The organism is Kitasatospora sp. NPDC097643 (genome assembly GCF_040302625.1).
GTDB lineage: Bacteria > Actinomycetota > Actinomycetes > Streptomycetales > Streptomycetaceae > Kitasatospora.
This window is the reverse complement of sequence record NZ_JBEOSA010000012.1, coordinates 79,147-102,364: the sequence shown is the minus strand read 5'-3', so window position 1 is coordinate 102,364 and position 23,218 is coordinate 79,147. Positions and strand designations below refer to the sequence as shown.

The following is a 23,218-nucleotide window of genomic DNA, read 5'->3' as shown; positions in this document are numbered from 1 at the left end:
GAGATGGGGCGGTTCGGACCCAGCAACGATCCCGGCGGAGGTGGCCCGTGTCCGTGGAGCCGGAGCAGCCCCCGGAGGACCACCGCCGGCCGTACCTGATGCTGCCGCCGGCCGTCCGGCAGGCGGCGGCCTGGTCGGCGGCGGTGGTGCTGCTGATCACCGTCGCCTCGCTGGTGGTCTTCGCGCTGGTCGAACTGCGGGCCGCCACCGTGCCCGTGGTGCTGGCCCTGCTCGGCGCCTCGCTGCTCTACCCGGTCGTGCCGTGGCTGGTCCGGCGGGGCGTCAGCCGGAGCCTCGCCGCCGGGCTCACCTGCGTGCTGCTGGTGGCGGTCGGCGGCGGGGTGATCGCCCTGCTCGTCAACGCCCTCGTGCACAGCGCGCCGCAGATCGCGCGATCCCTCCCGGAGGCCGGCGACCGGCTCGCCGAGTGGCTCGGGCCGTTCGGGCAGAAGATCCGGCACACCCTGGGCAACGCCAAGGGCGAGACCAACTCGCTCGTCACGACCGTCACCAACGGTGTGCTGTCCGGGCTCGGCCTCGCCACCCAGCTCGTCACCGGGGGCGTGCTGGCGCTCGCCCTGGTGTTCTTCTTCCTTCGCGACGGCCACCGCACCGACGAGACCGTCCGCTCCTACCTGCCCGCGCGCAGCGCCGAGACCGTGATCGCCTGTGCCGAGCGGGCCTTCGAGGCGATGGCCGGCTTCATGCGCGGCACCACGCTGATCGCGCTGATCGACGCCACCTTCATCACCATCGGCCTGCTCGCGCTCGGCGTGCCCGGAGCACCCGGCCTGGGCGCGCTGGTGTTCATCGGCGCCTACATCCCGTTCGTCGGGGCCTTCCTCTCCGGGGCGGTCGCGGTGCTGGTCGCCCTCGCCGACGGCGGGCTGGGGACGGCGCTGTGGGCGCTCGGGGTGGTGCTCGCCGTCCAGCTGATCGAGGGCAACATCCTCCAACCCCTCATCCAGAGCCGCACGGTGGAGCTGCACCCGGCCACCATCATGGTCGCCGTGGTGGCCGGTTCGGGGATCGCCGGGATCCTCGGGGCGCTCCTCGCCGTCCCGCTCTGCGCCGCGGGCGTCGGCGTGGTCTCCGTCCTGCGCGGCACCCCCGGCCGCCGCCGGGCCCGGGCCGGGGACTCCGCCGAGCCGCGAGGCCTTCAGGGCTGACGGCGGAGGAGCTCCTCCAGGTCGGCGAGCAGGCCGAGGGCGGCGGTGCGGTCGGGGACGGTCGGCGGGACGGGAGCGCGTTCGGCGAGGACGCGCAGGGCGGCGGCGGCCTGCCGGGCGAAGAGGGCGAGCAGGTCGAGCTCGGGCAGGCTGGCGCGGGCCTGCGGGGCCGGGTCGAGCACCTCCAGGACGCCCAGGACCCGGCTGCCGTGCGTGAGCGGGGCCGCCATCAGGGCGTTCGGGACGTAGGCGGTGGACGCGGCGAAGTCCCGGTCGAAGGTCGGGTTGGCGGCCAGGTCGTCGACGACCATCGGCTCGCCGGAGGCGGCGACCCAGCCGGCGATGCCGCTGCCGGCCGGGAAGCGGCGGCCCACCAGGGACTCCTCGCCCCGCCCGGACACGGCCTGGAAGACCAGTTCGTCGGCGGCCTCGTCGAGCAGGCAGACCGAGCCGGCCTGGGCGCCGAAGATCGCCCGGGCGACGTCCACCACGGACTGCAGGAGCTCGCGGGCCAGCGGGTCGACGGCGGGGTCAGTGCTGAGGGTCATCGGGCGCCTCCGTGAGGGGGTTGGACGGGCGGGTTCCGACCTGGACGTTGGCCGCGGAGAGGTAGAGCGCGCTCTTCAGCTGGAAGGTGGTCAACCTCGGGTGGCGGGACAGGATGCGGGCGCAGAGCCCGGCCACGTAGGGGGTGGCGAAGCTGTTGCCGGTGGTGCGGATGGTCGCGCCGCCGAGCCAGGGCACCCGGACGTTCTGGCCCGGGGCGAAGAACTCGACCGGCGGCGCCGGGTTGTACAGGTGCAGGGCCGGGTCGTCCTCCTGGTGGCTGCCCACCGAGATCACCGAGGAGAACCGCCACGGGTAGCTCTCCACCGGGGTGTTGTGGGCGGAGGCGACGATGGCGGTGCGGGCGAAGAAGGCGTCGTCGGCGAGCGCGTGCAGCTCCTCCAGGAAGCGGGTCCGGGTGGTGGAGAGGCTGAGGTTGATCACGTCGAAGCCCTGCTCGACGGCCCAGCGCAGGCCGGTCAGCAGCATGTCGCCGGTGCCGGTGAAGCGTTCGCCGAGCACCCGGACGCTGTAGAGCTCGCAGTCCGGGGCGGTGCGGCGGATGATGCCCGCGCAGGCGGTGCCGTGGCCGCAGGTGTCGCCGGTGAAGTCGGGGCGGACCACCAGCTCCCGGGTGGCCGGGTCCTTGACCACCCCCCAGGAGCCGTTCAGCGGGCCGACCAGCGGGTGGTCCGGTTCGACGCCGGAGTCGACCACGCAGACCCGCACGCCCTTGCCGGTGCCGCCGGTCGGGTCGGGGTCGGGGGTGTCGGCCGGCACCGGGAGGTCGGCGGCGCCCCGGCCGCGCAGGCTCCAGGTGAGCCCGGCCGGGCCGCTCACCGGGTGCCCCCGAGCCGCTCGGCCCGGCGCACGCCCGGCAGGTGGCCCTTGGCGGCGAACCGGTCGCGGGCGGTGGCGGCGGCCACGGCGGCCTCGGCGGGGCGGTCGAGCAGCAGCAGGGCGTGCGCGCGGTCGAGCGCGGTGAGGGCCTGGAGCAGCAGCGACTCGGTCTCCCCGGCGGCGTGCGCGGCGGTCTCGGTCAGCTCCAGGGCCGGTCCGCTCTCGCCCGCGGTGGCGGCGAGGCGCCCGCGCAGCGCGTCCAGTTCGATCGCCAGCACCGGCGGCAGTGCGCCGAGGCCGTCGACGCCGTCCAGGTGGCGAGCGGCCTGGGCCGGGCGGTCGGTGTCGAGCAGGACGCGGGCGGTGGTCAGGGCGAGGCGGGGCAGCGGGGCGGCGGCGCCGAGCCGGCGGGCGATCTCGGCGGCGTCGGCGAGCAGGTCGAGGGCCTGCGCGGTCTGGCCGGTGGCGGCGGCGGCCTGCGCGGTCAGCGCCGGCAGCGAGACCATCGCGTCGGCCAGCGACAGCTCCCCGGCCAGGCCGTTCGCCTCGGCGAGCAGCAGTTCGGCCTCGCCGGGCCGGTCGCGCAGGGCGAGCAGGACGGCCAGCGGGCCGTTCATCGCGACCCGGACGGTCCGGCGGCCGGCGCCGTGCTCGGTGAGCAGGGCCCGCAGCCGGAAGACGGCGTTCGGGACGGGCGTGGGCCCGGCGAGCAGCGAGGCGGCCAGGGCGGCCAGCACGGCGGCCCGGTCGAGTTCGGCGTCGGTGCGGGCGGCGTGGCCGAGCGCCTCGTCCAGCAGCCGCTCGGCCTCGGTGTGCCGGCCCGCCAGCAGGTGCTCCTCGGCCAGCCGCAGGTGGGCGCGGGCCTGGCCGAGCGCGTCCCCGGCGTCGGTGAACAGCGGCAGGACGGCGCGGGCGGTGGCGGCGGGCTGCTCCGGGCCGGGCGGCAGGCCGCGGGCGGCCAGGGCGAGCCGGGCGTGCGCGGCGTCCAGCGGGTCGGCGGCCGCGTCGCGGACCTGCGCCAGTACGGGCAGTGCCTCGTCGGCCCGGCCGAGGGCCAGCCGGGCCTCGCCGAGGCGGCGCAGCGCGGGGCCGGCGGTCCGTTCGTTCGGGTAGTGCAGCCGGACGGCGCGTTCCAGCAGGTCGACGGCGGCGGGCAGGTCGGCGCGGCCGAGGGTACGGTCCCCGGCGGCGCCGAGGGCGGCGGCCGCGCGGGTGCGCAGGGTGTCGGTCCGGGCGTCCAGCAGGCCCAGTTCGAGGCGGTAGCGGTGGGCGCGCTCCAGGTGGCCGCCGACGGTGGCGTCCCCGGCGGCGCGGACGGCGGGCAACTCGGCGGCGCGCTCGTGGCGCTCGGCGCGGGCCCGCTTGGACATCGACTGGTAGACGGACTCCTGCACCAGGCCGCTGCTGAACCGGTAGCCGGTGCCGACCGGCTCGATCAGGCGGCGCTCGGCCAGGTGGGCGAGGGCGGCGTGCAGCCGGGGCGGGGTGCGGTCGCCCTCGGCGGGCGGGTCGCCGGGCAGGCCGTCGATCGGGCCGGTGAAGACGTCGTCCTCGGGGTCGGCGAAGGCGTCCTGGTCGGCACCGCCGGCGGCGAGTTCGGCGAGTTCGGCGGCGGTGAAGGCCCGGCCGAGGACGGCCGCGAGGTCCAGGGTGGTGCGCTCGTCGCGCTCCAGGTCGTCGATCCGGGCGCTGAGCAACGCCCGCCCGGTGGGCGGGAGTTCGTCGGCGAGGGCGGGTCCGTCGGACTCGGTGAGGGCGGCCAGCAGCTCCTCCAGGTGCAGCGGGTTGCCCTCGGCGCGCTCCAGCAGCCGGGTGGGCACGGTGTCCTGGTGCGCGCTCAGCTCGGTCAACTGGGCAGCTAGCAGGGCCGATTCGTCCCAGGAGAGGCCGCCGAGCGGCAGCGTCGGCAGCTCGGGGCGGGCGGCCGGGAGCTCCGGGCGGGCCAGGCAGAGCAGCAGCACCGGGGCCGCGCCGAGCGCGGCGACCAGCCGTTCGGCGGCGTCCAGCAGCGCCGGGCCGGCCCACTGGCAGTCGTCCAGGACCAGCACGACCGGGCGCTCGACGGCCCGCCCGCGCAGGATCCCGGCCAGCCGCTCGCAGGTCTGCGCGACGCCCAGGCCGGGGGTGGTGGCCTCGTCGAGCCGGGCCAGTGCCTCGGCGGGCGCGGCCGCCGCCGAGTCGCCCAGCAGGGTCCGGACGGCCTCCGCCAGCGGGGCCAGCGCGCCCTGCTCGCCGTAGCTGCGGCAGCGGCCGGTGCCGCAGCGGGCGGCGTGCCGGGCGGTCCGCTCCTGCCACTCGCGGACCAGCCGGGTCTTGCCGATCCCGGGCTCGCCGGCGACCAGCAGCAGCTCGGCGCCCAGGCCGGCGGCCACCCTGGTCAACGCGGCGTCCAGCTGGGCGAGTTCGCGGTCCCGGCCGACCAGCGGCACGTCGAAGCGGCGCAGCAGCTCCGGGTCGTCCTCGTCCAGGCCGACCAGGCGGTAGGCGGTGACCGGCTCGGCCTTGCCCTTGAGCTGCAACGGGCCGACCTCGTGCACCTGGGCGGCCGGGCCGGCCGCGCGCAGGGTCTGCGGGCCGATCAGCACCTGGCCGGGGGCGGCGTGGGTCTGGAGCCGGGCGGCGATGTTGACGGTCTCGCCGGAGATCAGCGCCTGGCGTGCGGAGGCGTCCGAACCGGCCACCACCTGACCGGTGTTGACGCCGATCCGGACGTCCAGCCGGACTCCCAGGGTGGCGTCCAGCTCGGTGTTGAGGTCCTCCAGGTCCTCCAGCATGGCGAGCGCGGCGGCCAGTGCCCGGTGCGCGTCGTCCTCGCGGATCACCGGGACGCCGAAGACGGCCATCACCGCGTCGCCGATGAACTTCTCCAGGGTGCCGCCGTGTGCCTCGATCTGGCGGTGCATCCGCTCGAAGTAGCGCAGGATCACCTCGCGCAGCGTCTCGGGGTCCAGCGCGCCGGACAGGGCGGTGGAGTCGACCAGGTCGCAGAACACCACGGTGACCAGCTTGCGCTCCTCGGCGGCCAGATCGAGGGCGGCGGCCCGCGGGGTGCCGCAGGAGGGGCAGAACTGGTCGTTGGTGAAGGCGAGTTGGGCGCACTGTGGGCAGGGCATGGTGGCAGTCCTTCGCTAGTCCTTCGCGGTGCGGGAGGTACGGCGTGCGGGCGGCGCAGGTGGTACGGGGCGGCGCGGAGTGCGGGCGGCACGGGCGCTGCGGGGTGCAAGGGTGCGGGAGGCCTCAGGCTGACCGGCCGGGCTTCGGGCCCGGTTCGGAGGCGCCTGGCGGGCGGTATGGCCGCAGGTGGCAGCGGGTGCCGGGGCCCGCCGGGGCGGCGGCCGCGGGCGGACAGCGGCCGGCGCGGGGGCGCCGACCTGCGGCCATACCGGTGCCGTACCGGTTCCGGGGCCGCGCGCAGCCGCGCCCTCCTACCGTCGACGGCACGGCGGACCACCACCCGCCGTGCCCGAACCCACCATTTCGCGAAGGGAGTTCAGCCATGGCCGAGAACATCGACCCGATCGTCGGCGAGGACGGCGAGGAGACCCCCGAGGTCGAGGCGCACACCGCCGACATCCTGGACCTTCAGGCGATGAAGGTCCTCCACGAGGCCTCCGACGGCAGCTGCTTCAGCCTGATCAGCTACGTCCACGGCGCCGAGACCACCGCCTGACCGCTTGCCGGGCAGGCCGGGTCCGTCGTCGGGGCGGGCGCACCCCCGCCCCAGACACGCTTCAGGCCCCCGGGGTGGTCCCGTCGACGCGGGACCGCCCCGGCCCGCTTCCACCCGCTCACCTCGGAGGACGGCCATGGCACCCACCTCGCTCGCGGGCAACCGGGACTTCCGGCTGCTCTGGATCGGCGGCCTGCTGGCCTCACTCGGTTCCCAACTCGCCTCGATCGCCCTGCCGTTGCTCGTCCTGCGGGAGACCGGCTCGGCCGCCCAGGCGGGCGCCATCGGCACCGTCTCGGTCGGCTCGCTGCTGCTCACCATGCTGCCCGGCGGTGTCCTCGCCGACCGGATCGAGCGGCGCCGGCTGATGCGGGTGTGCGACGTCGGCAGCCTGCTCGCGGTCGCCGCGCTGGTGACCGCCGTCCTGCGCGGCCACACCCCGCTGCCGCTCGTCCTGCTGGTGGCCGCCGCCGGGGCGCTCATCTCCAGCACCTACGGGCCCGCCGCCGGGGGCCTGCTGCGTGCGGTCGTGCCGCCCGGGCAGGTCCGGGCCGCCTCCTCCCGGATGCAGGCGCGCGGCGCCGCCGCCCGGCTCGTCGGCCCGCTCGGCGGCGGTGCGCTGTTCGCCTGGCACCCGGTGCTGCCGTTCGTCGCCGAGGGGGTCGGGCTGCTGCTCTCCACCCTCTGCGTGGCGCTGATGCGGACCCGCTCGGTGCCCGCGGCGAAGAGCGGATCGGTGTTCAGCAAGGCCGAGTTGACCGCCGGGCTGGCCTTCATCTGGCAGCAGCCCTACCTGCGGACGCTGCTGCTGATCTTCGGCCTCGGGATGAACTTCGCGTTCAGCGCGCTGATGTTCGCCACGCTGGCGGTCGCCTCGGACGGCGGGCATTCCGGCGTCGGCGGGGGCACGGTGGTCTCGTTCACCGCGGCCGGCGCGCTGGCCGGGGCGCTGCTCGCCCCGAAGCTCGACGCCCGGGCCCGCGACGGCAGCCTGGTCGCGGTCAGTTGCTGGGCGGCCGCGCTGACCGCCGGGGCCCTGGTGCTCACCCGGGTGCCGGTGCTGATCGGGGTGCTCTGCGCGGCCTGCATGTGCCTGTCCACGGTCGCCAGCATCGGCTTCGTCACCGGCATGTTGCAGGCCGCGCCGCCCGACCGGATCGGGCGGGTGCAGAGCGCCGCCGCCTTCCTGTCCACCCTGGTCCAGCCGGTCGGTCCGCTGGCGGGCGGGGCGCTGCTCGGCGCGCTCGGCGGCACCCGCACCTTCGCCCTGCTGGCGCTCGCCATCGCGCTCTGCGCGGCCGTGGTCACCTGGGCGCCGCCGGTCCGGCGCGGGCCCGCGCTGCAACCCGCGGCGGCCTGAACCCATCGGAGACACCGGAGAGTTGGAGGCGTGCCGTGGCCGGTGCCCAGGAGACCCAGCTGTACTGCCTCGCCGACCCGACGTACTACGACACCCCCGGGCGGCTGCGCGACCGGGCGAGCCGGTACCCGCTCGGGGTCGGTGAGCCGCCCGCCGGGTGGCGGCGGGAACAGCGCGGACTGTGGACGGCGCTGCGGCCGGACGGCGCCCAACTGCCCGAGCAAGGCTGGAAGATCCATGTCTCCGCCGTCCCGGACCAGGCCGAGGAGACCCTCGGCATCGTCGCCCGGCTCTGCACCGACCGCCGGGTCGCGTTCAAGTTCCTGCGCAGCCGGGCGGCGCTGCTGGTCGCGAACGGCAAGTACGCGGGGCGCGGCAGCAGCGGCAAGTTCGTCACCGTCTACCCTGGCTCGGACGGTGAATTCCTCGCGCTGGTCGATGAGTTGGCGGTGGCGCTGGACGGCAGGCCCGGCCCGTACGTGCTCACCGACCTGCGGATCGGCACGGCGCCGGTGTACGTGCGCTACGGTGCGTTCGTCGAACTCTGGTGCCAGGACGAGGCCGGGCGGCCCGCCCCCGCGCTGCGCGACCCGTCCGGCGCGCTGGTGCCGGACCGGCGCGACCCGGTGTTCCGGCTGCCCGCCTGGGTCGAGCCGCCGGCGGCGCTGCGCCCGCACCTCGCGGCCCGGCGTGCGGCCGTCGGCGAACTCCCGTACCGGATCGACGAGGTGGTGCAGTTCTCCAACGCGGGCGGGATCTACCGCGCCGAACACCGGACCACCGGTGAGCGGGTGGTGCTGCGCGAGGCCCGCCCGTACGCCGGGCTCGACGGCTCCGGCGAGGACGCCGTCACCCGGCTGCGGCGCGAACAGTGGGCGCTGGAGCGGCTCGCCGGCCTCGACTGCGTGCCCCGGCTGCACGAGGTGCGGCAGGTCTGGGAACACACCTTCCTGGTGCAGGAGCACATCGAGGGCGTGCAGCTGTTCGACGAGGCGGTCCGGCGCTACCCGCTGGTGCACCAGAACTGCACCGCCGAACAGCGCGCCGAGTACGCCGGCTGGGTGGGCGACGTGGTCGCCCGGGTGGCGAAGGCGCTCGACGCCCTGCACGAGCGCGGGGTGCGGTTCGGGGACCTGCACCCCGCCAACGTCATCCTGCGGCCGGACGGCTCGGTCGTCCTGGTCGACTTCGAGTACGCCGACGAACTCGCGGGCCGGAACGTGCCGTTGGCCGGCGCGGCCGGCGTCCGGGTGCCCGCCGGGCTCGGCGGCGCCGACGCCGACCGGTACCTGCTGTGGGCGGCCTGGCTGATGCTGCTGATGCCGGTGACGGAACTCGCGGCCCTCGACCCTGGCAAGCTCGCCGGGCTGGAACGGCGGGCGCGCGAGTGGTTCGGGCTAGGCCCGCAGGACGGGCCCGCTCGCCCGGTGCCGCCGCTGGCGTCGGTGCGGGACTCGGTGCGGGAGTCGGCGGGGGAGCGGCGGGTCCGGGAGCTGCTGGCCGGGCCCGACCTCGCCGCGGCCGAGGCCGAACTGGTCGCCGGGATCCACGCCGGCGCCACGCCGGACCGCTTCGACCGGCTCTTCCCCGGGGATCCGGCCGGGTTCGCGGACGGCGGCACGGGCGTCGCGCACGGCGCGGCCGGCGTGCTGTACGCGCTGCACCGGGCCTCGGCGCCCTGCCCGGAGGAGTACGCGGACTGGCTGCTCGCGGCGCTGCGGCGGCGGCCGGCCCGGCCGGGCACCGGGGGCCTGCTGGACGGGCCGCTCGGCGCGGCCGCCGTGCTCGCCCGGGTCGGGCGGCCGGAGGCGGCGGCCGAGGTGGTCGAACGGGCGCGGGAGGCCGGGCCGGCGCCCACCGTGGCGCTGTTCGGCGGACGGGCCGGCGCGGCGCTCGCCCGGCTCCGGCTGGCCGACGGCCTCGGCAGCGCGCGCGAACTGGCCGACGCGCTGGCGGACGCACGGGCGCTGGCCGCGGTGGTGCGGGGGGAGCCGGTCGGCGGACTGGCCGCGCCGGAGACGGCCGGGCTGCTGTACGGGCTCGCCGGGATCGCCTTCGTCCAGCTGCGGCTGTACCAGCGGACCGGCGAGGAGTGGCTGCTGGCCTCCGGGCGGGCGGCGCTCGCCCGGGCGGTCGAGGCCTGCGTCCGGGTGCCGGACGGGTCGGTGCAGGTGCTGGAGGGCGGGCGACGGCTGGCCTACCTCGACCGGGGCAGCAGCGGGATCGCGCTGGTCGCGCAGGAGTACCAGGCGTACGGGGGCGGGGAGCACGCGGGCTTCCTGGCGGACGTGCGGCGGGTCTGCGCGCCCGGGTTCGTCCGGGAGCCCGGGCTGTTCCGCGGGCGGGCCGGGCTGACCCTGGCGCTCTCCCGGCTCGGCGGGGAGCCGGCGGCCGTGGCGGAGCAGGTGCGGCGGCTGGGCTGGCACCTGGTGGGCCGGCCGGAGGGGCTGCTGGTGCCGGGGATGCGGCTGCGGCGCTGCTCCGCGGACCTGCACACGGGGTCGGCGGGGGTGCTGCTGGCACTCCGCGGGCTGGCGGGCGGGAACGTGCTGGACCTGCTGACGCTGGGGTGAGGCTCGCTGGGGTGAGGCTCAGAGCGTGTCCTGGGCGAGCAGGGTGACGGGGTGTTCGCGGGCGTGCAGGTGGGTGAGGCGGGGGAGGGCGTAGAGGGCGGCGTGGGCGGTGACCTCGGCGGTGGGGGAGGTGACGGCGCCGGTGTCGGTGAGGGCTTCGAGGGTGCGCAGGGCGAGGCGTTCGGGGCGGCCGAGGGCGGCGGCGGCCTCGGGGAGGGTGAACAGCTGGGACAGTGGGAGGGCGGCGAGCCGGGCGAGGGCGAGGCGGCCCTGGTCGGTGAGGTCGCGCCAGCCGGAGTCGAGGCGGGCGCGGACGGTGATGTCACCGGCGACGAGTTCGTCGAGGGCGCCGGCCGGGTCGGCGAGCCGGGCCGCGTACTCGGTCAGCGGCAGGTGGCGCAGCACGGCCAGCCTGGTCCCGGCGACCCGGACGGCGAGCGGGAGCAGCCCGCAGGCGTCGACCACCCGGGCGGCCGCGGCGCGGTCGGTGCCGGTGCGGCCGGGGCCGACGATGCGGCCGAGCAGGTCGAGGGCCTCGGTGGGGGTGAACGGCGGGACGGTGATCCGGTGGACCGAGGCCAGGCCGGCGAGTTGGCTGCGGGAGGTGACGAGGGTGGCGCTCGGGCCGATGCCGGGCAGCAGTTCGCGGACCACGGCCTCGCCCGGGGCGTCGTCGAGGATCAGCAGCATCCGGCGCCCGGCGAGGGAGGCGCGCCAGAGTGCGGCGGCCTGCGCCGGGTCGTCCGATGCGTGCTCCAACCGGCCGGTGAGGGAGCCGAGTTCGGTGAGGACGTCGGCGAGCGGGCGCGGGGTGCCGTCCGCGGTGCGGAGCCGGACGAGCAGGCGGCCGTCCGGGAAGCGGTCGGCGAGCAGGTGGGCGGCGTGCACGGCCAGCGCGGTCTTGCCGATGCCGGCCGGCCCGGAGAGCAGCGCGACCCGTCCGCCGCCCTCGCCCAACTCGTCTACCAGGTCCCGTAGTTCGATGGACCGCCCGGTGAAGTCGACGGTGTCGGCGGGCAGCAGCGCGCTGCTCGGGCCGGTGGCCTGGGCGGTGCGGGCGGTGGCCGGGCGGGCGCGGCCGCGGGCGAGCAGCTGCCGGTAGCGGGCGGTCAGGGCCGGGCTGGGTTCGAGGCCCAGCTCGCGGGCGAGCAGCTGCCGGTGGGTGTCGTAGACGGCCAGCGCCTCGGCCTGGCGGCCGGTCAGGTGCAGGGCGTTCATCCGGGCGGCCTGGAGGCGTTCGCGCAGCGGGTGGCGTTCGGCGAGTTCGGCGAGCTCCTCGGCGACGGCGGTGGCGTTGCCGAGCTCCAACTCGGTCTCCGCCCAGTCCTCGTGGACACCGAGGCAGCGGGCTTCGAGACGCTCGGCCTCCGCCTCGACGGCGGGGGAGCAGCGCAGGTCGGCGAGCGGCGGGCCCTGCCACAGGTCGAGCGCCTGGCGCAGCAGCCGGGCGGCGGGGGCGAGCGAGCCGCTGTCGGCGGCGGCCCGGCCGGCCCGGGCGAGGGCGCGGAAGTGCAGCAGGTCGAGCTCGGGTTCGGCGACCCGCAGCAGGTAGCCGCCGGCCGAGTGGGCGAGCCGGTCGGGGCCGTCCTCGCGGCCGAGCAGGGTGCGCAGGGTGCTGATGTACACCTGGAGGTTCTTGCGGGCGGTGCGCGGCGGCTCGTCCGGCCAGACGGCGTCGGTGAGCAGGTCGACCGGGACGGCGGTGTTGGCGCGGCTCAGCAGCACGGCCAGGACCAGCCGCTGCTTGAGCGGTCCGAGGGCGAGCGGGCGGCCGGCGGCCTCGCCGGTGAGCGGGCCGAGGACGGCGAAGCGCAGCCGGGCGGGGGCGGCGGGCTGGGCCAGGGGCATCGGCGTACCTCCGGGACGGTGGGTGGGGGCGTACGGGGGCGCGACCGGCCGTACTGGCCCGCATGGGCGCAGGCTACGTGACGGTGGGTGCGGGGGCGGGGCGGCTCCGGTGGTTCTCCAGCGGCGCTCGTCGCCGGGGCGAGCGCCCGGTCGTCCGGAGGTCCCGGTCCGGGCCCCGGAACGGGGGCCCAGCGGCCCCCGGTGGGTGGGCCCAACGACCCTGGGGTGCGGCGGGGGTGGGTTCCGATCATGGATCGCCATCCATTCGCACGACGTTCCGAAGGAGTGCGTCCTTGAGCGCCATCCCGGCACAGGGCGACCCCACGCCACCGCCGACCGCCGTACCGCCGGCGGCAGTTCGGGCCCGACGGCCCGGTTCGGCCGTGGTCAGGCTGCTGACCACCACCGACCACAAGACCATCGGCACCATGTACCTGGTGTCGGCGTTCTCGTTCTTCCTGATCGGTGGCATCCTCGCCCTGGTGATGCGCGCCGAACTCGCCCGGCCCGGCACCCAGATACTTTCCAACGAGCAGTTCAACCAGGCCTTCACCATGCACGGTTCGGTGATGCTGCTGCTCTTCGCGATGCCGCTGTTCACCGGCTTCGCGAACTGGATCATGCCGCTCCAGATCGGCGCCCCGGACGTCGCCTTCCCCCGGCTGAACATGCTGGCCTACTGGCTGTTCCTGTTCGGCTCGCTGATCGCCGCGGCCGGCTTCGCGACCCCGCAGGGCGCCGCCGACTTCGGCTGGTTCCTCTACGCGCCGCTGTCCGACGCCGTCCACTCACCGGGCGTCGGCGCCGACATGTGGATCATGGGCGTGACGCTCTCCGGCTTCGGCAGCATCCTCGGCGCGGTCAACTTCATCACCACGATCATCTGCATGCGCGCCCCCGGGCTCACCATGTTCCGGATGTCCATCTTCTGCTGGAACGTGCTGCTCACCTCGGTGCTGGTGCTGCTGGTCTTCCCGGTGCTCGCCGCCGCGCTGCTCGCCCTCGAGTGCGACCGCAAGTTCGGCTCGCACGTCTTCGACCCGGCCAGCGGCGGGGCCATGCTCTGGCAGCACCTGTTCTGGTTCTTCGGGCATCCCGAGGTGTACATCCTGGCGCTGCCGTTCTTCGGGATCGTCTCCGAGGTCATCCCCGTGTTCAGCCGCAAGCCGATGTTCGGCTACGCGGGCCTGATCGCCGCCACGGTGGCCATCGCGGGCCTGTCGGTGACGGTGTGGGCTCACCACATGTACGTCACCGGGCAGGTGCTGCTGCCGTTCTTCTCGTTCATGACCTTCCTGATCGCGGTGCCGACCGGGGTGAAGTTCTTCAACTGGGTCGGCACCATGTGGCGCGGCTCGCTGAGCTTCGAGACCCCGATGCTGTGGACCGTCGGCTTCCTGGTCACCTTCCTGTTCGGCGGCCTCACCGGGGTGCTGCTCGCGGCGCCGCCGATCGACTTCCACGTCTCCGATTCGTACTTCGTCGTCGCGCACTTCCACTACACGCTGTTCGGCACGGTGGTGTACGCGATGTTCGCCGGCTTCCACTTCTGGTGGCCGAAGATGACCGGCAAGATGCTGGACGAGCGCCTCGGGAAGATCACCTTCTGGACCCTCACCGTGGGCTTCCACGCCACCTTCCTGGTGCAGCACTGGCTCGGCGCCGAAGGCATGCCCCGCCGCTACGCCGACTACCTGGCCTCCGACGGGTTCACCACGCTCAACACCGTCTCCACCATCGGCTCCTTCCTGCTCGGCCTGTCGATCCTGCCGTTCCTCTACAACGTCTGGAAGACCGCCAAGTACGGCGAGCGCGTCGAGGTCGACGACCCGTGGGGGTGGGGGCGCTCGCTGGAGTGGGCCACCTCCTGCCCGCCGCCCCGGCACAACTTCGTCAAGCTGCCCCGGATCCGCTCCGAATCCCCGGCCTTCGACCTGCACCACCCGGACATCGCCGCCCTCGACGCGCTGGAGAACGGCAGCGAGCCCGGCCCGCACCTGGCGGGCGTCACACCGGCGATGTACGGGCTGCCGCGCCGGCGCGTGAAGTCCTCCGAGGAGTGACGGTGGCGTCGACCTGAACGGCCGCCCCGCCCGCGGCCCCGGCTCCGGGCGGGGCGGCCCCTGCCGATCCCCGTCGATCCCCGCTGTTCTCCGCTGCTCCCCGCTGCTCCCCGTGATGTTCCGCGACCAGGAAGGCCCGGCCCCATGACCCATGCCGTCCTCGCCATCGGCACCGCCGCGCTCACCGCGAGCGGCTGCGTCTGGTACCTGCCCGCCATCGCCGACCTCCAGGCCGGCGCCGACCGGCCCCGCTCCGTCCGGACGGCCGCGGCCGCGTGCGTCCTGTGGTGGGGGGCGCTCGCGCTGACCGGCGGGCTGCTGCTGGTGCTGCCCGACTGGCGGACCGCGGTGCAGTGCGCGTTCGCCGGGCTGATCGGCGGGACGGCGCTCCGGATCCGCGCGCTCCTGGAGCGGCACGGGGAGCAGCGGGAGGAGGCGGTCCGCTGGGCGGCGCTGGACGCGGGGCCGGTACCGCACTCCGCGCGGCCGGCGGCGGTGGTGCTGGCGGGGTGGCTGGTGGTGGGGACGGCGGTCGCCTCGCTGGGGGCGGCATCCCTGGTGCTCGGGGGTTGACGGCCCGGGCCCCGGGGGAATGGGGTCCTTGGGCCCTGGGCGCCGGTTGTGCGGGTGGGGGAGGATGCGTTGGGCCCTGCCGGCAGTGTGCGGGGACGAACGAGGGTGGAGCCGCGCGATGGCGACCGTGGTGGAGGGTGTCGGCGGTCCGGCACCGGTTCGGGTGTTCCTGCTGGACGACCACGAGGTGGTGCGCCGAGGAGTGCACGACCTGTTGGACGGCGAGCCGGATCTGGAGGTGGTCGGCGAGGCCGCCACCGCCGAGCAGGCGCTGGTGCGGGTGCCCGCGCTGCGGCCCGATGTGGCGGTGCTGGACGTCCGGCTGGGTGACGGGGACGGCGTGTCGGTCTGCCGGGAGCTGCGGTCCCGGATGCCCGGGCTGGCCTGTCTGATGCTGACCTCCTTCGACGACGAGGAGGCGCTGCTGGACGCGGTGATGGCGGGCGCCGCCGGGTACGTCCTGAAGCAGATCAGCGGGACGGACCTGGTCGCCGCCGTGCGGACGGTCGCCTCCGGCCGGTCGATGCTGGACCCGGGCGCGGCGACCCGGCTGCTGAACCGGCTGCGCAGTGACGCCGAGCCCGCGCGGTCCGCCCCGACGGGGCCGGCCCTGACCGCGCGGGAGGAGGAGGTGCTGGCGCTGATCGGCGAGGGGCTGACCAACCGGCAGATCGGCGAGCGGCTGTACCTGGCGGAGAAGACGGTGAAGAACCACGTGTCACGGCTGCTCGCCAAGCTCGGTGTGGAGCGCCGGGTGCAGGCCGCGCTGATCGCCACCGAGCGGCGCCAGGCCGCGGCCACGCCGCCGACTGCCGCCGCCCACCCGCGTCCCGCCTGGGGCTGACACCAGCAGGCTCCGGGGGCGCCCCGGTGCCCTACGCTGGGGCGCCATGGACTCGCACCCCGAGGCCGGGCCCGACCCGGCGATCGCCGCGCTGTACGAACGCGACCTGACCTGCCGGACGCTGGGCATCGCGCTGGCGGAGGCGTCCGCCGGGCGCGCGGTGATGCGGATGACGGTGGGCGCCACGATGGTGAACGGGCACGGCACGGCGCACGGCGGCTACCTGTTCCTGCTGGCCGACGCCGCCTTCATGTACGCCTGCAACAGCCACGGCCCGGTGACGGTCGCGCAGGCGGCGCAGGTGGCCTTCCTGGCCCCGGCCGAGGCGGGGGACGAGCTGGTGGCCGAGGCGGTGGAGCGGTCGCGGGCCGGGCGGAGCGGGATCTACGACGTGACGGTCCGGACGGTGGGCGGGAAGGTGATCGCCGAGTTCCGGGGGCAGAGCGTAGTGATCGGCGGGCGGCCGCACAGCAGCTGAACGCGGGCGGCCGCACAGCAGCTGAACGCGGTGCGGCCGCCGCCCGGCTCAGCCGGCTCAGTCCCGCGGGCGTTCGTCCAGCACCTGCTGGAGCTTGCCGGTGCGCGGGTTGACCACCAGTTCGGAGCGCGGCACCCACTCCACCGCGAGGTCGTGGACGGTGCCCAGCGCGACCTCCTCGGGGTAGAGCGGGCGGGCCGTGTACACCGCCTCGACCAGCCGGTCGGCCAGCTCGGCGAGCTCGCCGGGCGGCGGCTGCTCGGTGTGGCCGAGGCGCAGGATCAGGCCGTCCCGGCCGTCCCAGCGGCGCTGGACGAGCTGCATTCCGGCGATGCGGCGGTTCGGGTCGGCGGCGATCAGGACGGCCCGGATCTCCTCGGTGGGCATGGCGACCGCGCCGACCCGGGCGCCCTCGGTGGAGCGGCCGAGCAGGCGGAAGCGGCGGCACCCGGCGTCGACCCATTCGGCGCGGTCGCCGGTGGGGTAGCGCAGGATCGGCATCAGGGTGCGGAACAGGTTGGTGACGACGACCCGCCCGGCGACGCCCGGGGTGGTGACCGGCTCGCCGGTGGCCTCGTCGATCAGCTCGACGACCGTCCGGTTCGGGAAGGCCTCGTGCACCCGGACATCCTCGCCGGGCACCGGCGCGCCGACCAGGCCGGCGTCGTTGGAGGCGTAGCCGACGGAGGCGACGGCGGCCTTGGGGAAGGCGCGGGAGAGGATCGGCCGCAGGTCGGCGAAGAGCAGGTCGCCGCCGAAGAGCAGCAGCTCCACCCCGTTCGCCGGTTCGCCGCGCCGCACCAGGCACTCGGCGACGGCGCTGAGCTTCATCGGCTCCCCGGCGAGCACGTGCACGCCGAAGCCGCCGATCAGGTCGGCGACGTAGGCGTCCGGGGCGGCGCCGCCGACGGCGAGGCGGACGTTGTCCACCGGCGCGTGGTGCAGGGCGTTCTCGATGTAGAGGAAGCCGCCGTAGAGTTCGCCGGCCATGAACAGGTTGGCGACCCGGTGGCCGGGCCGCAGGCCGGCCTGGACCAGCCCGGCGCCGAAGGCGGTGACCGAGTCGGCGTGTTCGGCGCGGGTCCAGGGCGAGAACTTGGGGACCCCGGTGGTGCCGCCGGTCTTGTAGACGCCGGCGTCGCTGAGCGGGCCGGTGAGGACGCGGTTGTCGGGCCAGGTGTTGGCGGCCCAGAAGGCGGTCTGGTCGATGACGGGCAGCTGGTCGAGGCGGTCGATCCGGGGCGGCAGGTCGCGGTACAGCTCGGCGTAGAACGGCGAGTGGGTGCGGGCGAACTCGACCAGCTCGGGCAGGGACTTGGCGGGCACTGTGGTCAACTCCGTTGCTCAGCGGGGGCGGTGGGGCCGGTGGTGGGGTGCCCGAGCCAGGTCCGGGCGAGCGTCTGGACGGTGGAGCCGTCCGGGTCGGCGAGTTTCGCGGCGAGGTAGTCGGCGGCCCAGCCGTTGGCCGGGACCCGGAACGGCGGCCGCTCGGAGCGCAGGGTGCGCAGCACCACCTCGGCGACCTCGCGGGCCGGCTGGCCGGCCGACTCCCAGCCCTGGCCGCCGACCCACTCCAGGTAGCCGGCGAAGGTCGGCGCGTACGGGCCGGAGGCGGCGTGCAGGGTGGTCCGGTCGACGTCCGGGAAGATGCCGAAGTTGGTGTCGGGCACGAAGCCGGGGACGACGAGGGAGACCCGCACGCCGTGTGCCCCGGCGGTCGGGGCGAGTGCCTCCATGAACCCCTCGACGGCGAACTTGGCGGCGCAGTAGGCCTCGTTGAAGGGCTGGCCGATCACCCCGTGCACGCTGCCGACGGTGACCAGCCGGCCCCGGGCGGCGCGCAGCAGCGGCAGCGCGGCCCGGCTGACGGCGACCACGCCGAAGAAGTTGACCTCCAGGTTGGCCCGCAGTGCGGCCTCGGTGGACATCTCCAGGGTGGGGTCGCAGTTGGAGACGCCGGCGTTGTTGACCACGGCGTCCAGCCGTCCGTAGCGGCGCGCCACCTCCGCCAGGCAGCCGGTGACGGAGTCCGGCTCGGTGACGTCGAGCCGGCGCACGTCCACCTCGACCCCGGCGGCCTCGGCGGCGGCGGTCAGCGCGCCGGCCCGGTCCGGCTCGCGCATCGTCGCCACCGTGGTGAAGCCGGCCCGGGCGGCCGCGACGGCGGTGGCCAGGCCGATGCCGGAGGAGGTCCCGGTGATCAGCAGCACCGGGCCGGCGCCGCTCACCGGGCCGGCTCCGCTCAGCGAGCCGCCGCCGCTGACCGGGCTCATGAGGCGGACTCCACGAGGTCCTGGTCCGCCGAGGCGGCCGCGCGCTCGGCGGCGTCCAGCCGGGGCTGGATGCCGAGCGCCGGGACGAAGGAGCAGGCGGCCAGCAGGGTGCCGCCGGCCATCACCACCCGGGCGGCGTCCAGGATGCCGAGCGGCCCGGTCAGCAGGCTCACGGCGACGCCGCCGAGCAGCGCGGCGAGCGGGATGACGCCCCAGGTGACGGTCCGGAAGGCGGCGTGCATGACGCCCTGGTTGCGGGCGGACATCCGGGACTGCCGGGTCGGCGCGCTGCACACGTTGATGCAGGACATGAAGAAGCCGTAGCAGCCCATGGTCACCGCGATCACCGGCCCGGGCGGCAGCGCGGGCGCGGCCAGCACCCCGAGGCCGACCAGGCAGTGCAGCAGCAGCGACCAGGCCATCGTCCGGCCGAGGCCGAACCGGCGGCTGAGCTGCGGGGCGACCAGCGCGCCGATCAGCGCGCCGACCGCCGCGACGGACATCGCCGCGCCGAAGACGCCGACCCGCACGTCCAGGCCCCGGTAGGCGAGGACGGGCAGCACGGTGACGAAGACCGGCCCGCCGGAGTTGAGCACCACCGCCGCCAGCACCACTCGGCGCAGCACCGGGTCGGCCCAGTTGAGCCGGAAGCCCCGGGTCAGCCGCTCCCGGATCGAGCCCTGCTCGACGGTCCGCTCGCCCCAGGGGCTCATGGAGCGGAAGCAGACCGCGGAGACCAGGTAGCTGGCCGCGTCGACCAGCAGCGCGGCGACGCCGAGCGCGCCGTACAGGGCGGCGGCGATGGACGGCCCGGCGACCTCGGCGACCGAGCCGCTGCCCTCCAGCCGGGAGTAGGCGCGGACCATGCCGTCCTCGGGGACGACGGCGGGGACGGCCACCAGGTAGCCGACGTTGAAGAAGATCGTCGCGCCGCTGATCACCGCGACGCAGCCGAACAGCAGCGGGGTGGAGAGCACGTCGAGCGCGTAGGCGAGCGGGATCGCCGCCACCGCGAGGAGGCGGACCAGGTCGCAGCCGAGCATCGTCCACCGCTTGTCCCAGCGGTCGACCAGGACGCCGGCGATCGGCCCCAGCAGCGGGATGCCGAGGTACTGGGCCATCGCCACCACGCCGACCTGGAGGGCGGAGGCGTGCAGCACGAAGATCATCAGGGTCGGGACGACGAACACGGTGACCTTGTCGCCGACCAGGCTGACCGTCTGCCCGGCCCAGAACAGCGAGAAGCCGCGCCCGAGCGGCGCCGGGCGGCCGGGCTCCGCGGCGGCCGTGGTCACGCCTCCTCCCGCAGCACCAGGGCGGCGGTCTTGCCGGTGCGCTCGTTGCCGACCAGCTCCTCGACCGGGCGCACCCGGAAGGACTGCGGGTCGTGCTGGAAGGCGGTGCTCAGGGTGAAGACGGCGGCGAGCAGCTCGGTGCGCAGCCGCTCGGCGTCCGGCCGGGCGCCGGTGCCGGTCAGCAGCAGGAGGTCGAGGCCGGTGGCCCGGCCGCGCTGCTCGGTGAGCACCACCTGCGCCCTGGTCACGCCCGGCTCGCGTTCGGCCCGGGCGATCAGCTCGTCCACGTCCAGCCCGAGGCCGCGCACCTGGACGACGCTGTCGCGCCGGCCCAGCACCCGCATCGCCGGGCCCGGCCGGCCGCACCGGCAGGTGGTCAACTCGCCCGCGTCGCCGGTGCGGTAGCGCAGGACGGGGTTGAGCATCTCGGGGTTGAGGGTGGTGAAGTCCAGCAGGTCGCCGTCGCCGACGTGCACCAGCTGGTCGGGCAGCGGATGGAAGGTGTCGGCCGGGCAGTCAGGGGTGTTGGTGCCGACCACCCAGGTCTCGGTGGAGCCGAACATGCCCCAGCGGCGCGCGCCGGGCGCCACCACCGCGAGGTCCTCGGCGAGTTGGCCCTGCCAGGCCTCGCCGAGCCACAACACCTTGCGCAGCGAGGGGAGTTCGATCCCGGCGGCGCGGGCGTGCGCGAACCAGAGCCGCAGCACGCTGGGCGTGCCGCCGATCGCGGTGACCCGGCGGTCGGCCAGGAAGGCCAGCCAGTCGCCGTACTCCTCCCGGGTGACCGAGCCGAGCGCGATGATCCGGCAGCCGGCCAGGTCGGCGAGCGCGGCGGCGAGGAAGTGCGCGCCCCACATCCGGCCGGCGCCCCAGGCGTTGACGAAGACGTCCGAGCGGTCCAGCGGCTGCCAGTGCGCGTGCACCCCGGCCATGTAGAAGCCGGTGGGGGCGTAGCCGACCTTGGGGGCGCCGGTGGAGCCGCCGCTCTGGAACAGCCAGGTGGCGGCTTGCTCGGCGGCGGGTTCCAGGTGGGCGAGGGCGGTGTTGAGGTCGTCCTTGGCCAGCGGCGGCAGCGCGGCGAGCTCGGCCAGGGTGTGCGGGCCGGGGCGGCCGGCGTAGCGTCCGGCGAGCGCCGGGACGGTCCGCAGGCGCTCCAAGGTCCGCCGGGCGACGTGCAGTTGTGGCTCCGCGGCCTCGGGTGGCAGGGAGAAGGCGGGGGTCATCGGGGCTCCGGAGCGGCGGGGAGGGTGAGCGGGCGGGCGCCGTCGGCGAGCCACTTGGCATGGCCGTCGCGGTAGGCGGCGAAGCGGGCGCGGGTGACCTCCCGCTGGAGGACGCGGTCGGGGTCGGCGTAGTCGGGGGCGATCACGCCGTCCGGCTCCAGCTCGGAGAACCAGTACCGCTCGCCGTCGTACAGGAAGTCGACGCAGAAGAACGGGATCGGCAGCCGCTCGGCGAACCAGGCGGTGGCGGCGGCCAGTTCCGGCGGCACCGGCGGGAACTCCATCCGCCCGCCGCGGCAGGCGTTGGCCACCGGGGAGCCGGGCTCGGGGGTGCGCTTCATCACCGCGTACGGCTCGCCGTCGACCACGTACACCCGGTAGTCGATGGTGCCGTCGCCGAGGTAGGGCTGGACGACCAGCGTGGTGTCGCCGCCCTGGGCCAGGCTGGCCAGGCCCCGGACGTCCTCGGGGGAGCGGGCCAGGTTGATCCCGCCACCGCCGCACCAGCCGGCCGGTTTGACGATCGCCGGGTAGGTCATCGCGCCGAGCCCGACCTCGTAGCCGTGCTTGCTCACGTCCCGCCCGGTGCCGATCCGCACGGTCGGGATGGTCGGCACCGGGGAGCCGCGCAGGAACAGCAGGGTGGCCAGCTTGTCGTTGCCGATCAGCGACACCTGCGGTGGGAACGGCAGGTAGAACCCGGCCTGTTCGAGCACCGCGTAGAGCGCGTACTGGTTGAAGATGTCCATCGACTGGTACGGCAGCGAGTACAGCGCGGTGATGAACAGGGTGTCCTGCGGGGTGACCGGCTCGTCGTCGACGTAGACCCGGGGTCGGCCGGGCCCGGTGGCGTCCACGGTGACGGAGTCCGGGGCGTTCCTGGTCCAGCGCAGGCCGAGCTCGGCGGCGCTCTCGGCGTAGAGGTCCCAGAAGAAGCCGTGCCACATCTCGGCCATCCGGGAGGACTCCCGGTCGGGGAAGATCCAGCACAGGCGGCGCAGGTCGCCCGTCGGGGCGGGGGTGCTCGTCGCCGGGGCGGGTGTGCCGGACGGGGCGGGTGTGCTCATCGCTCTCCTCGCGGTGCGGCGGACGGCTGCCCGGACCACCAGTGGCGGCCGGCCTCCGGGAGGGTGTCCACCGGGTCGTAGTAGGGGTGACGGCGGTCCAGCGGGGCGTCCGCGCCGTCGTCGCCGGTCTCCAGGCTGGTGCGGTAGTTCTTCGTCCAGTACGAGATGCCGCGCTCGCGGTCGTAGGCCACCGCCTGGTGCACCCAGCGCTTGCCGACGCGCGGCACGTCGCACACCAGGCGCGGGGTGGCGTAGCCGGGCAGGTAGCCCATGATCGCCTCCTGGAGCCGCTGCGCCTGGTGCAGCGGGGTCCGCCAGTGCTCGGCGCCCGGGATCTGGTCGCAGAGGTAGAAGTAGTACGGCAGGACGTTCGCCTCGCCCTGGAGGGCGAAGCAGAGGTCCAGCAGGTCCTCGGGGGTGTCGTTGACGCCGCGCAGCAGCACGCCCTGGTTGCGGACGTCGCGCACCCCCGCGTCCAGCAGGGCCCGGGCCGCCTCGGCGACCAGCGGGGTCACCGAGCGCACGTGGTTGGCGTGGGTGTGCACGGCCAGGTTGACCGCGCGGTGCGCCGCCACCCCGGCGACCCGGGCCACCCCCTCCAGCACCCGGGGCTGGAGCCAGTGCTGCGGCAGGCCGACCACCGCCTTGCTGGCGAGCCGGATGTCGCGCACCGTGCCGAGGTCCAGCAGCCGCAGCAGGAACAGCTCCAGCCGGGGCCAGGGCACGTTGGCGAGGTCGCCGCCGGAGACCACCACGTCGCGCACCGAGGGGGTGCGCTTGAGGTAGTCCAGGATCTGCTCCTGCCGGTCGGCGGGCCGCAGCACCAGCCGGGTCTTGGCCACCTGCGGGGTGGAGGTGCCGACCAGGTCCATCCGGGTGCACTGGGCGCAGTACTGCGGGCAGGTGGAGGTCAACTCGGCCAGGACCTTGGTCGGGTAACGGTGCGTCAGGCCCTCGACCGCCCACATCTCGGCCTCGTGCAGCGAGTCCCGCTCGGCCCGCGGGTGGCTGGGCCAGCGCGGGTGCCGGTCGCTGCGCACCGGCAGCATGTAGCGGCGCACCGGGTCGGCCAGGAACGCTTCGGTGAAGGCGTCCTGGCCGGCCGGGGCGTCCGGCACCATGGTGTTCAGCATCTGCGGCGGCAGCAGCATCGGCATGGTGGCGAACCAGGCCTGGTCGGCGGCGAGTTCGCCGAAGAACCGGTCGGCGAGCAGGCCGCCGGTGACGGCCCGCAGCTGCTTGGCGTTCTTCACCGAGTGGGACCGCTGCCACTGGGGGTCGCGCCACTGCGCCTCGGTGACGTCGCGCCAGCCCGGCAGCCGTCGCCAGTCCGGCTCGACGAGCGCCCTGCGCGCGTACTGGTACGGCTGCCGGATCACGGGGTGTCCCATCGCGG

18 protein-coding genes are annotated in these 23,218 nt (G+C 75.5%); 8 read left to right on the top strand and 10 right to left on the bottom strand.

Going from position 1 to position 23,218, the window contains the following annotated elements:
* Window positions 1–47 precede the first annotated feature (47 nt).
* Entirely contained in the window at window positions 48–1,169 is a 1,122-nt protein-coding gene (locus ABTY15_RS11260) for an AI-2E family transporter (protein WP_350580030.1), read from the top strand.
* Here ABTY15_RS11260 and ABTY15_RS11255 read toward each other — a convergent pair.
* From ABTY15_RS11255 to ABTY15_RS11245, 3 genes are read right to left on the bottom strand one after another with little or no spacing between them, the layout of a single operon-like run.
* Window positions 1,160–1,717 carry a GAF domain-containing protein gene (locus tag ABTY15_RS11255; protein WP_350580027.1) on the bottom strand — a complete coding sequence of 186 codons (558 nt, stop codon included), beginning with the start codon at window positions 1,715–1,717 and terminating at the stop codon, window positions 1,160–1,162. The two genes, ABTY15_RS11260 and ABTY15_RS11255, sit on opposite strands and share 10 nt — an antisense overlap.
* A complete protein-coding gene (locus tag ABTY15_RS11250) occupies window positions 1,701–2,555 on the bottom strand; it encodes a S8 family peptidase (protein WP_350580025.1) in 855 nt (284 codons plus the stop codon). Before ABTY15_RS11250 ends, ABTY15_RS11255 begins: the two co-directional genes overlap by 17 nt.
* Complete coding sequence (locus tag ABTY15_RS11245) at window positions 2,552–5,668, bottom strand: adenylate/guanylate cyclase domain-containing protein (protein ID WP_350580022.1); 3,117 nt, start codon at window positions 5,666–5,668, stop codon at window positions 2,552–2,554. Before ABTY15_RS11245 ends, ABTY15_RS11250 begins: the two co-directional genes overlap by 4 nt.
* A gap of 383 nt (window positions 5,669–6,051) precedes the next feature.
* Between ABTY15_RS11245 and ABTY15_RS11240 the strand changes: the two genes are divergently transcribed.
* From ABTY15_RS11240 to lanKC, 3 genes are all read left to right on the top strand, one after another.
* Window positions 6,052–6,225 carry a hypothetical protein gene (locus ABTY15_RS11240; protein ID WP_350580019.1) on the top strand — a complete coding sequence of 58 codons (174 nt, stop codon included), beginning with the start codon at window positions 6,052–6,054 and terminating at the stop codon, window positions 6,223–6,225.
* A gap of 136 nt (window positions 6,226–6,361) precedes the next feature.
* A complete protein-coding gene (locus tag ABTY15_RS11235) occupies window positions 6,362–7,585 on the top strand; it encodes an MFS transporter (RefSeq protein WP_350580017.1) in 1,224 nt (407 codons plus the stop codon).
* Window positions 7,586–7,620: 35 nt separating this feature from the next.
* A complete protein-coding gene (lanKC, locus tag ABTY15_RS11230; RefSeq protein WP_350580014.1) occupies window positions 7,621–10,158 on the top strand; it encodes a class III lanthionine synthetase LanKC in 2,538 nt (845 codons plus the stop codon).
* 18 nt (window positions 10,159–10,176) lie between these two features.
* On the opposite strand, the gene ABTY15_RS11225 is transcribed toward lanKC, so the two are convergent.
* Window positions 10,177–12,006, bottom strand: coding sequence for an AfsR/SARP family transcriptional regulator (locus ABTY15_RS11225; protein ID WP_350580011.1), 1,830 nt, complete (start codon window positions 12,004–12,006; stop codon window positions 10,177–10,179).
* Between the two features lie 302 nt (window positions 12,007–12,308).
* Here ABTY15_RS11225 and ctaD point away from each other — a divergent pair, with 302 nt between their 5' ends.
* From ctaD to paaI, 4 genes are all read left to right on the top strand, one after another.
* A complete protein-coding gene (ctaD, locus tag ABTY15_RS11220; RefSeq protein WP_502893476.1) occupies window positions 12,309–14,069 on the top strand; it encodes an aa3-type cytochrome oxidase subunit I in 1,761 nt (586 codons plus the stop codon).
* Between the two features lie 144 nt (window positions 14,070–14,213).
* Window positions 14,214–14,642: a hypothetical protein gene (locus ABTY15_RS11215; protein WP_350580009.1), complete on the top strand. Its 429-nt coding sequence runs from the start codon at window positions 14,214–14,216 to the stop codon at window positions 14,640–14,642.
* 118 nt (window positions 14,643–14,760) lie between these two features.
* Window positions 14,761–15,486, top strand: coding sequence for a response regulator (locus tag ABTY15_RS11210; protein ID WP_350580006.1), 726 nt, complete (start codon window positions 14,761–14,763; stop codon window positions 15,484–15,486).
* A 46-nt stretch (window positions 15,487–15,532) separates the two neighbouring features.
* Window positions 15,533–15,964: a hydroxyphenylacetyl-CoA thioesterase PaaI gene (paaI, locus tag ABTY15_RS11205; RefSeq protein ID WP_350579999.1), complete on the top strand. Its 432-nt coding sequence runs from the start codon at window positions 15,533–15,535 to the stop codon at window positions 15,962–15,964.
* A gap of 57 nt (window positions 15,965–16,021) precedes the next feature.
* Here the strand turns inward: paaI and ABTY15_RS11200 are convergent, their stop codons facing one another.
* From ABTY15_RS11200 to ABTY15_RS11175, 6 genes are read right to left on the bottom strand one after another with little or no spacing between them, the layout of a single operon-like run.
* Window positions 16,022–17,290, bottom strand: a complete 1,269-nt coding sequence (locus ABTY15_RS11200) for a phenylacetate--CoA ligase family protein (protein WP_350580136.1) — start codon at window positions 17,288–17,290, stop codon at window positions 16,022–16,024.
* A gap of 5 nt (window positions 17,291–17,295) precedes the next feature.
* Window positions 17,296–18,237 carry an SDR family NAD(P)-dependent oxidoreductase gene (locus tag ABTY15_RS11195; protein WP_350579996.1) on the bottom strand — a complete coding sequence of 314 codons (942 nt, stop codon included), beginning with the start codon at window positions 18,235–18,237 and terminating at the stop codon, window positions 17,296–17,298.
* On the bottom strand, window positions 18,234–19,532 hold the full coding sequence (locus ABTY15_RS11190; RefSeq protein ID WP_350579993.1) for an MFS transporter: 1,299 nt from the start codon (window positions 19,530–19,532) through the stop codon (window positions 18,234–18,236). Before ABTY15_RS11190 ends, ABTY15_RS11195 begins: the two co-directional genes overlap by 4 nt.
* Window positions 19,529–20,755 carry an AMP-binding protein gene (locus tag ABTY15_RS11185; RefSeq protein ID WP_350579990.1) on the bottom strand — a complete coding sequence of 409 codons (1,227 nt, stop codon included), beginning with the start codon at window positions 20,753–20,755 and terminating at the stop codon, window positions 19,529–19,531. The genes ABTY15_RS11190 and ABTY15_RS11185 overlap by 4 nt, the downstream gene beginning before the upstream one ends.
* Window positions 20,752–21,822, bottom strand: a complete 1,071-nt coding sequence (locus ABTY15_RS11180; protein WP_350579987.1) for an ATP-grasp domain-containing protein — start codon at window positions 21,820–21,822, stop codon at window positions 20,752–20,754. Before ABTY15_RS11180 ends, ABTY15_RS11185 begins: the two co-directional genes overlap by 4 nt.
* Window positions 21,819–23,213: a KamA family radical SAM protein gene (locus tag ABTY15_RS11175; protein ID WP_350579984.1), complete on the bottom strand. Its 1,395-nt coding sequence runs from the start codon at window positions 23,211–23,213 to the stop codon at window positions 21,819–21,821. Before ABTY15_RS11175 ends, ABTY15_RS11180 begins: the two co-directional genes overlap by 4 nt.
* Between the last annotated feature and the right edge of the window lie 5 nt (window positions 23,214–23,218).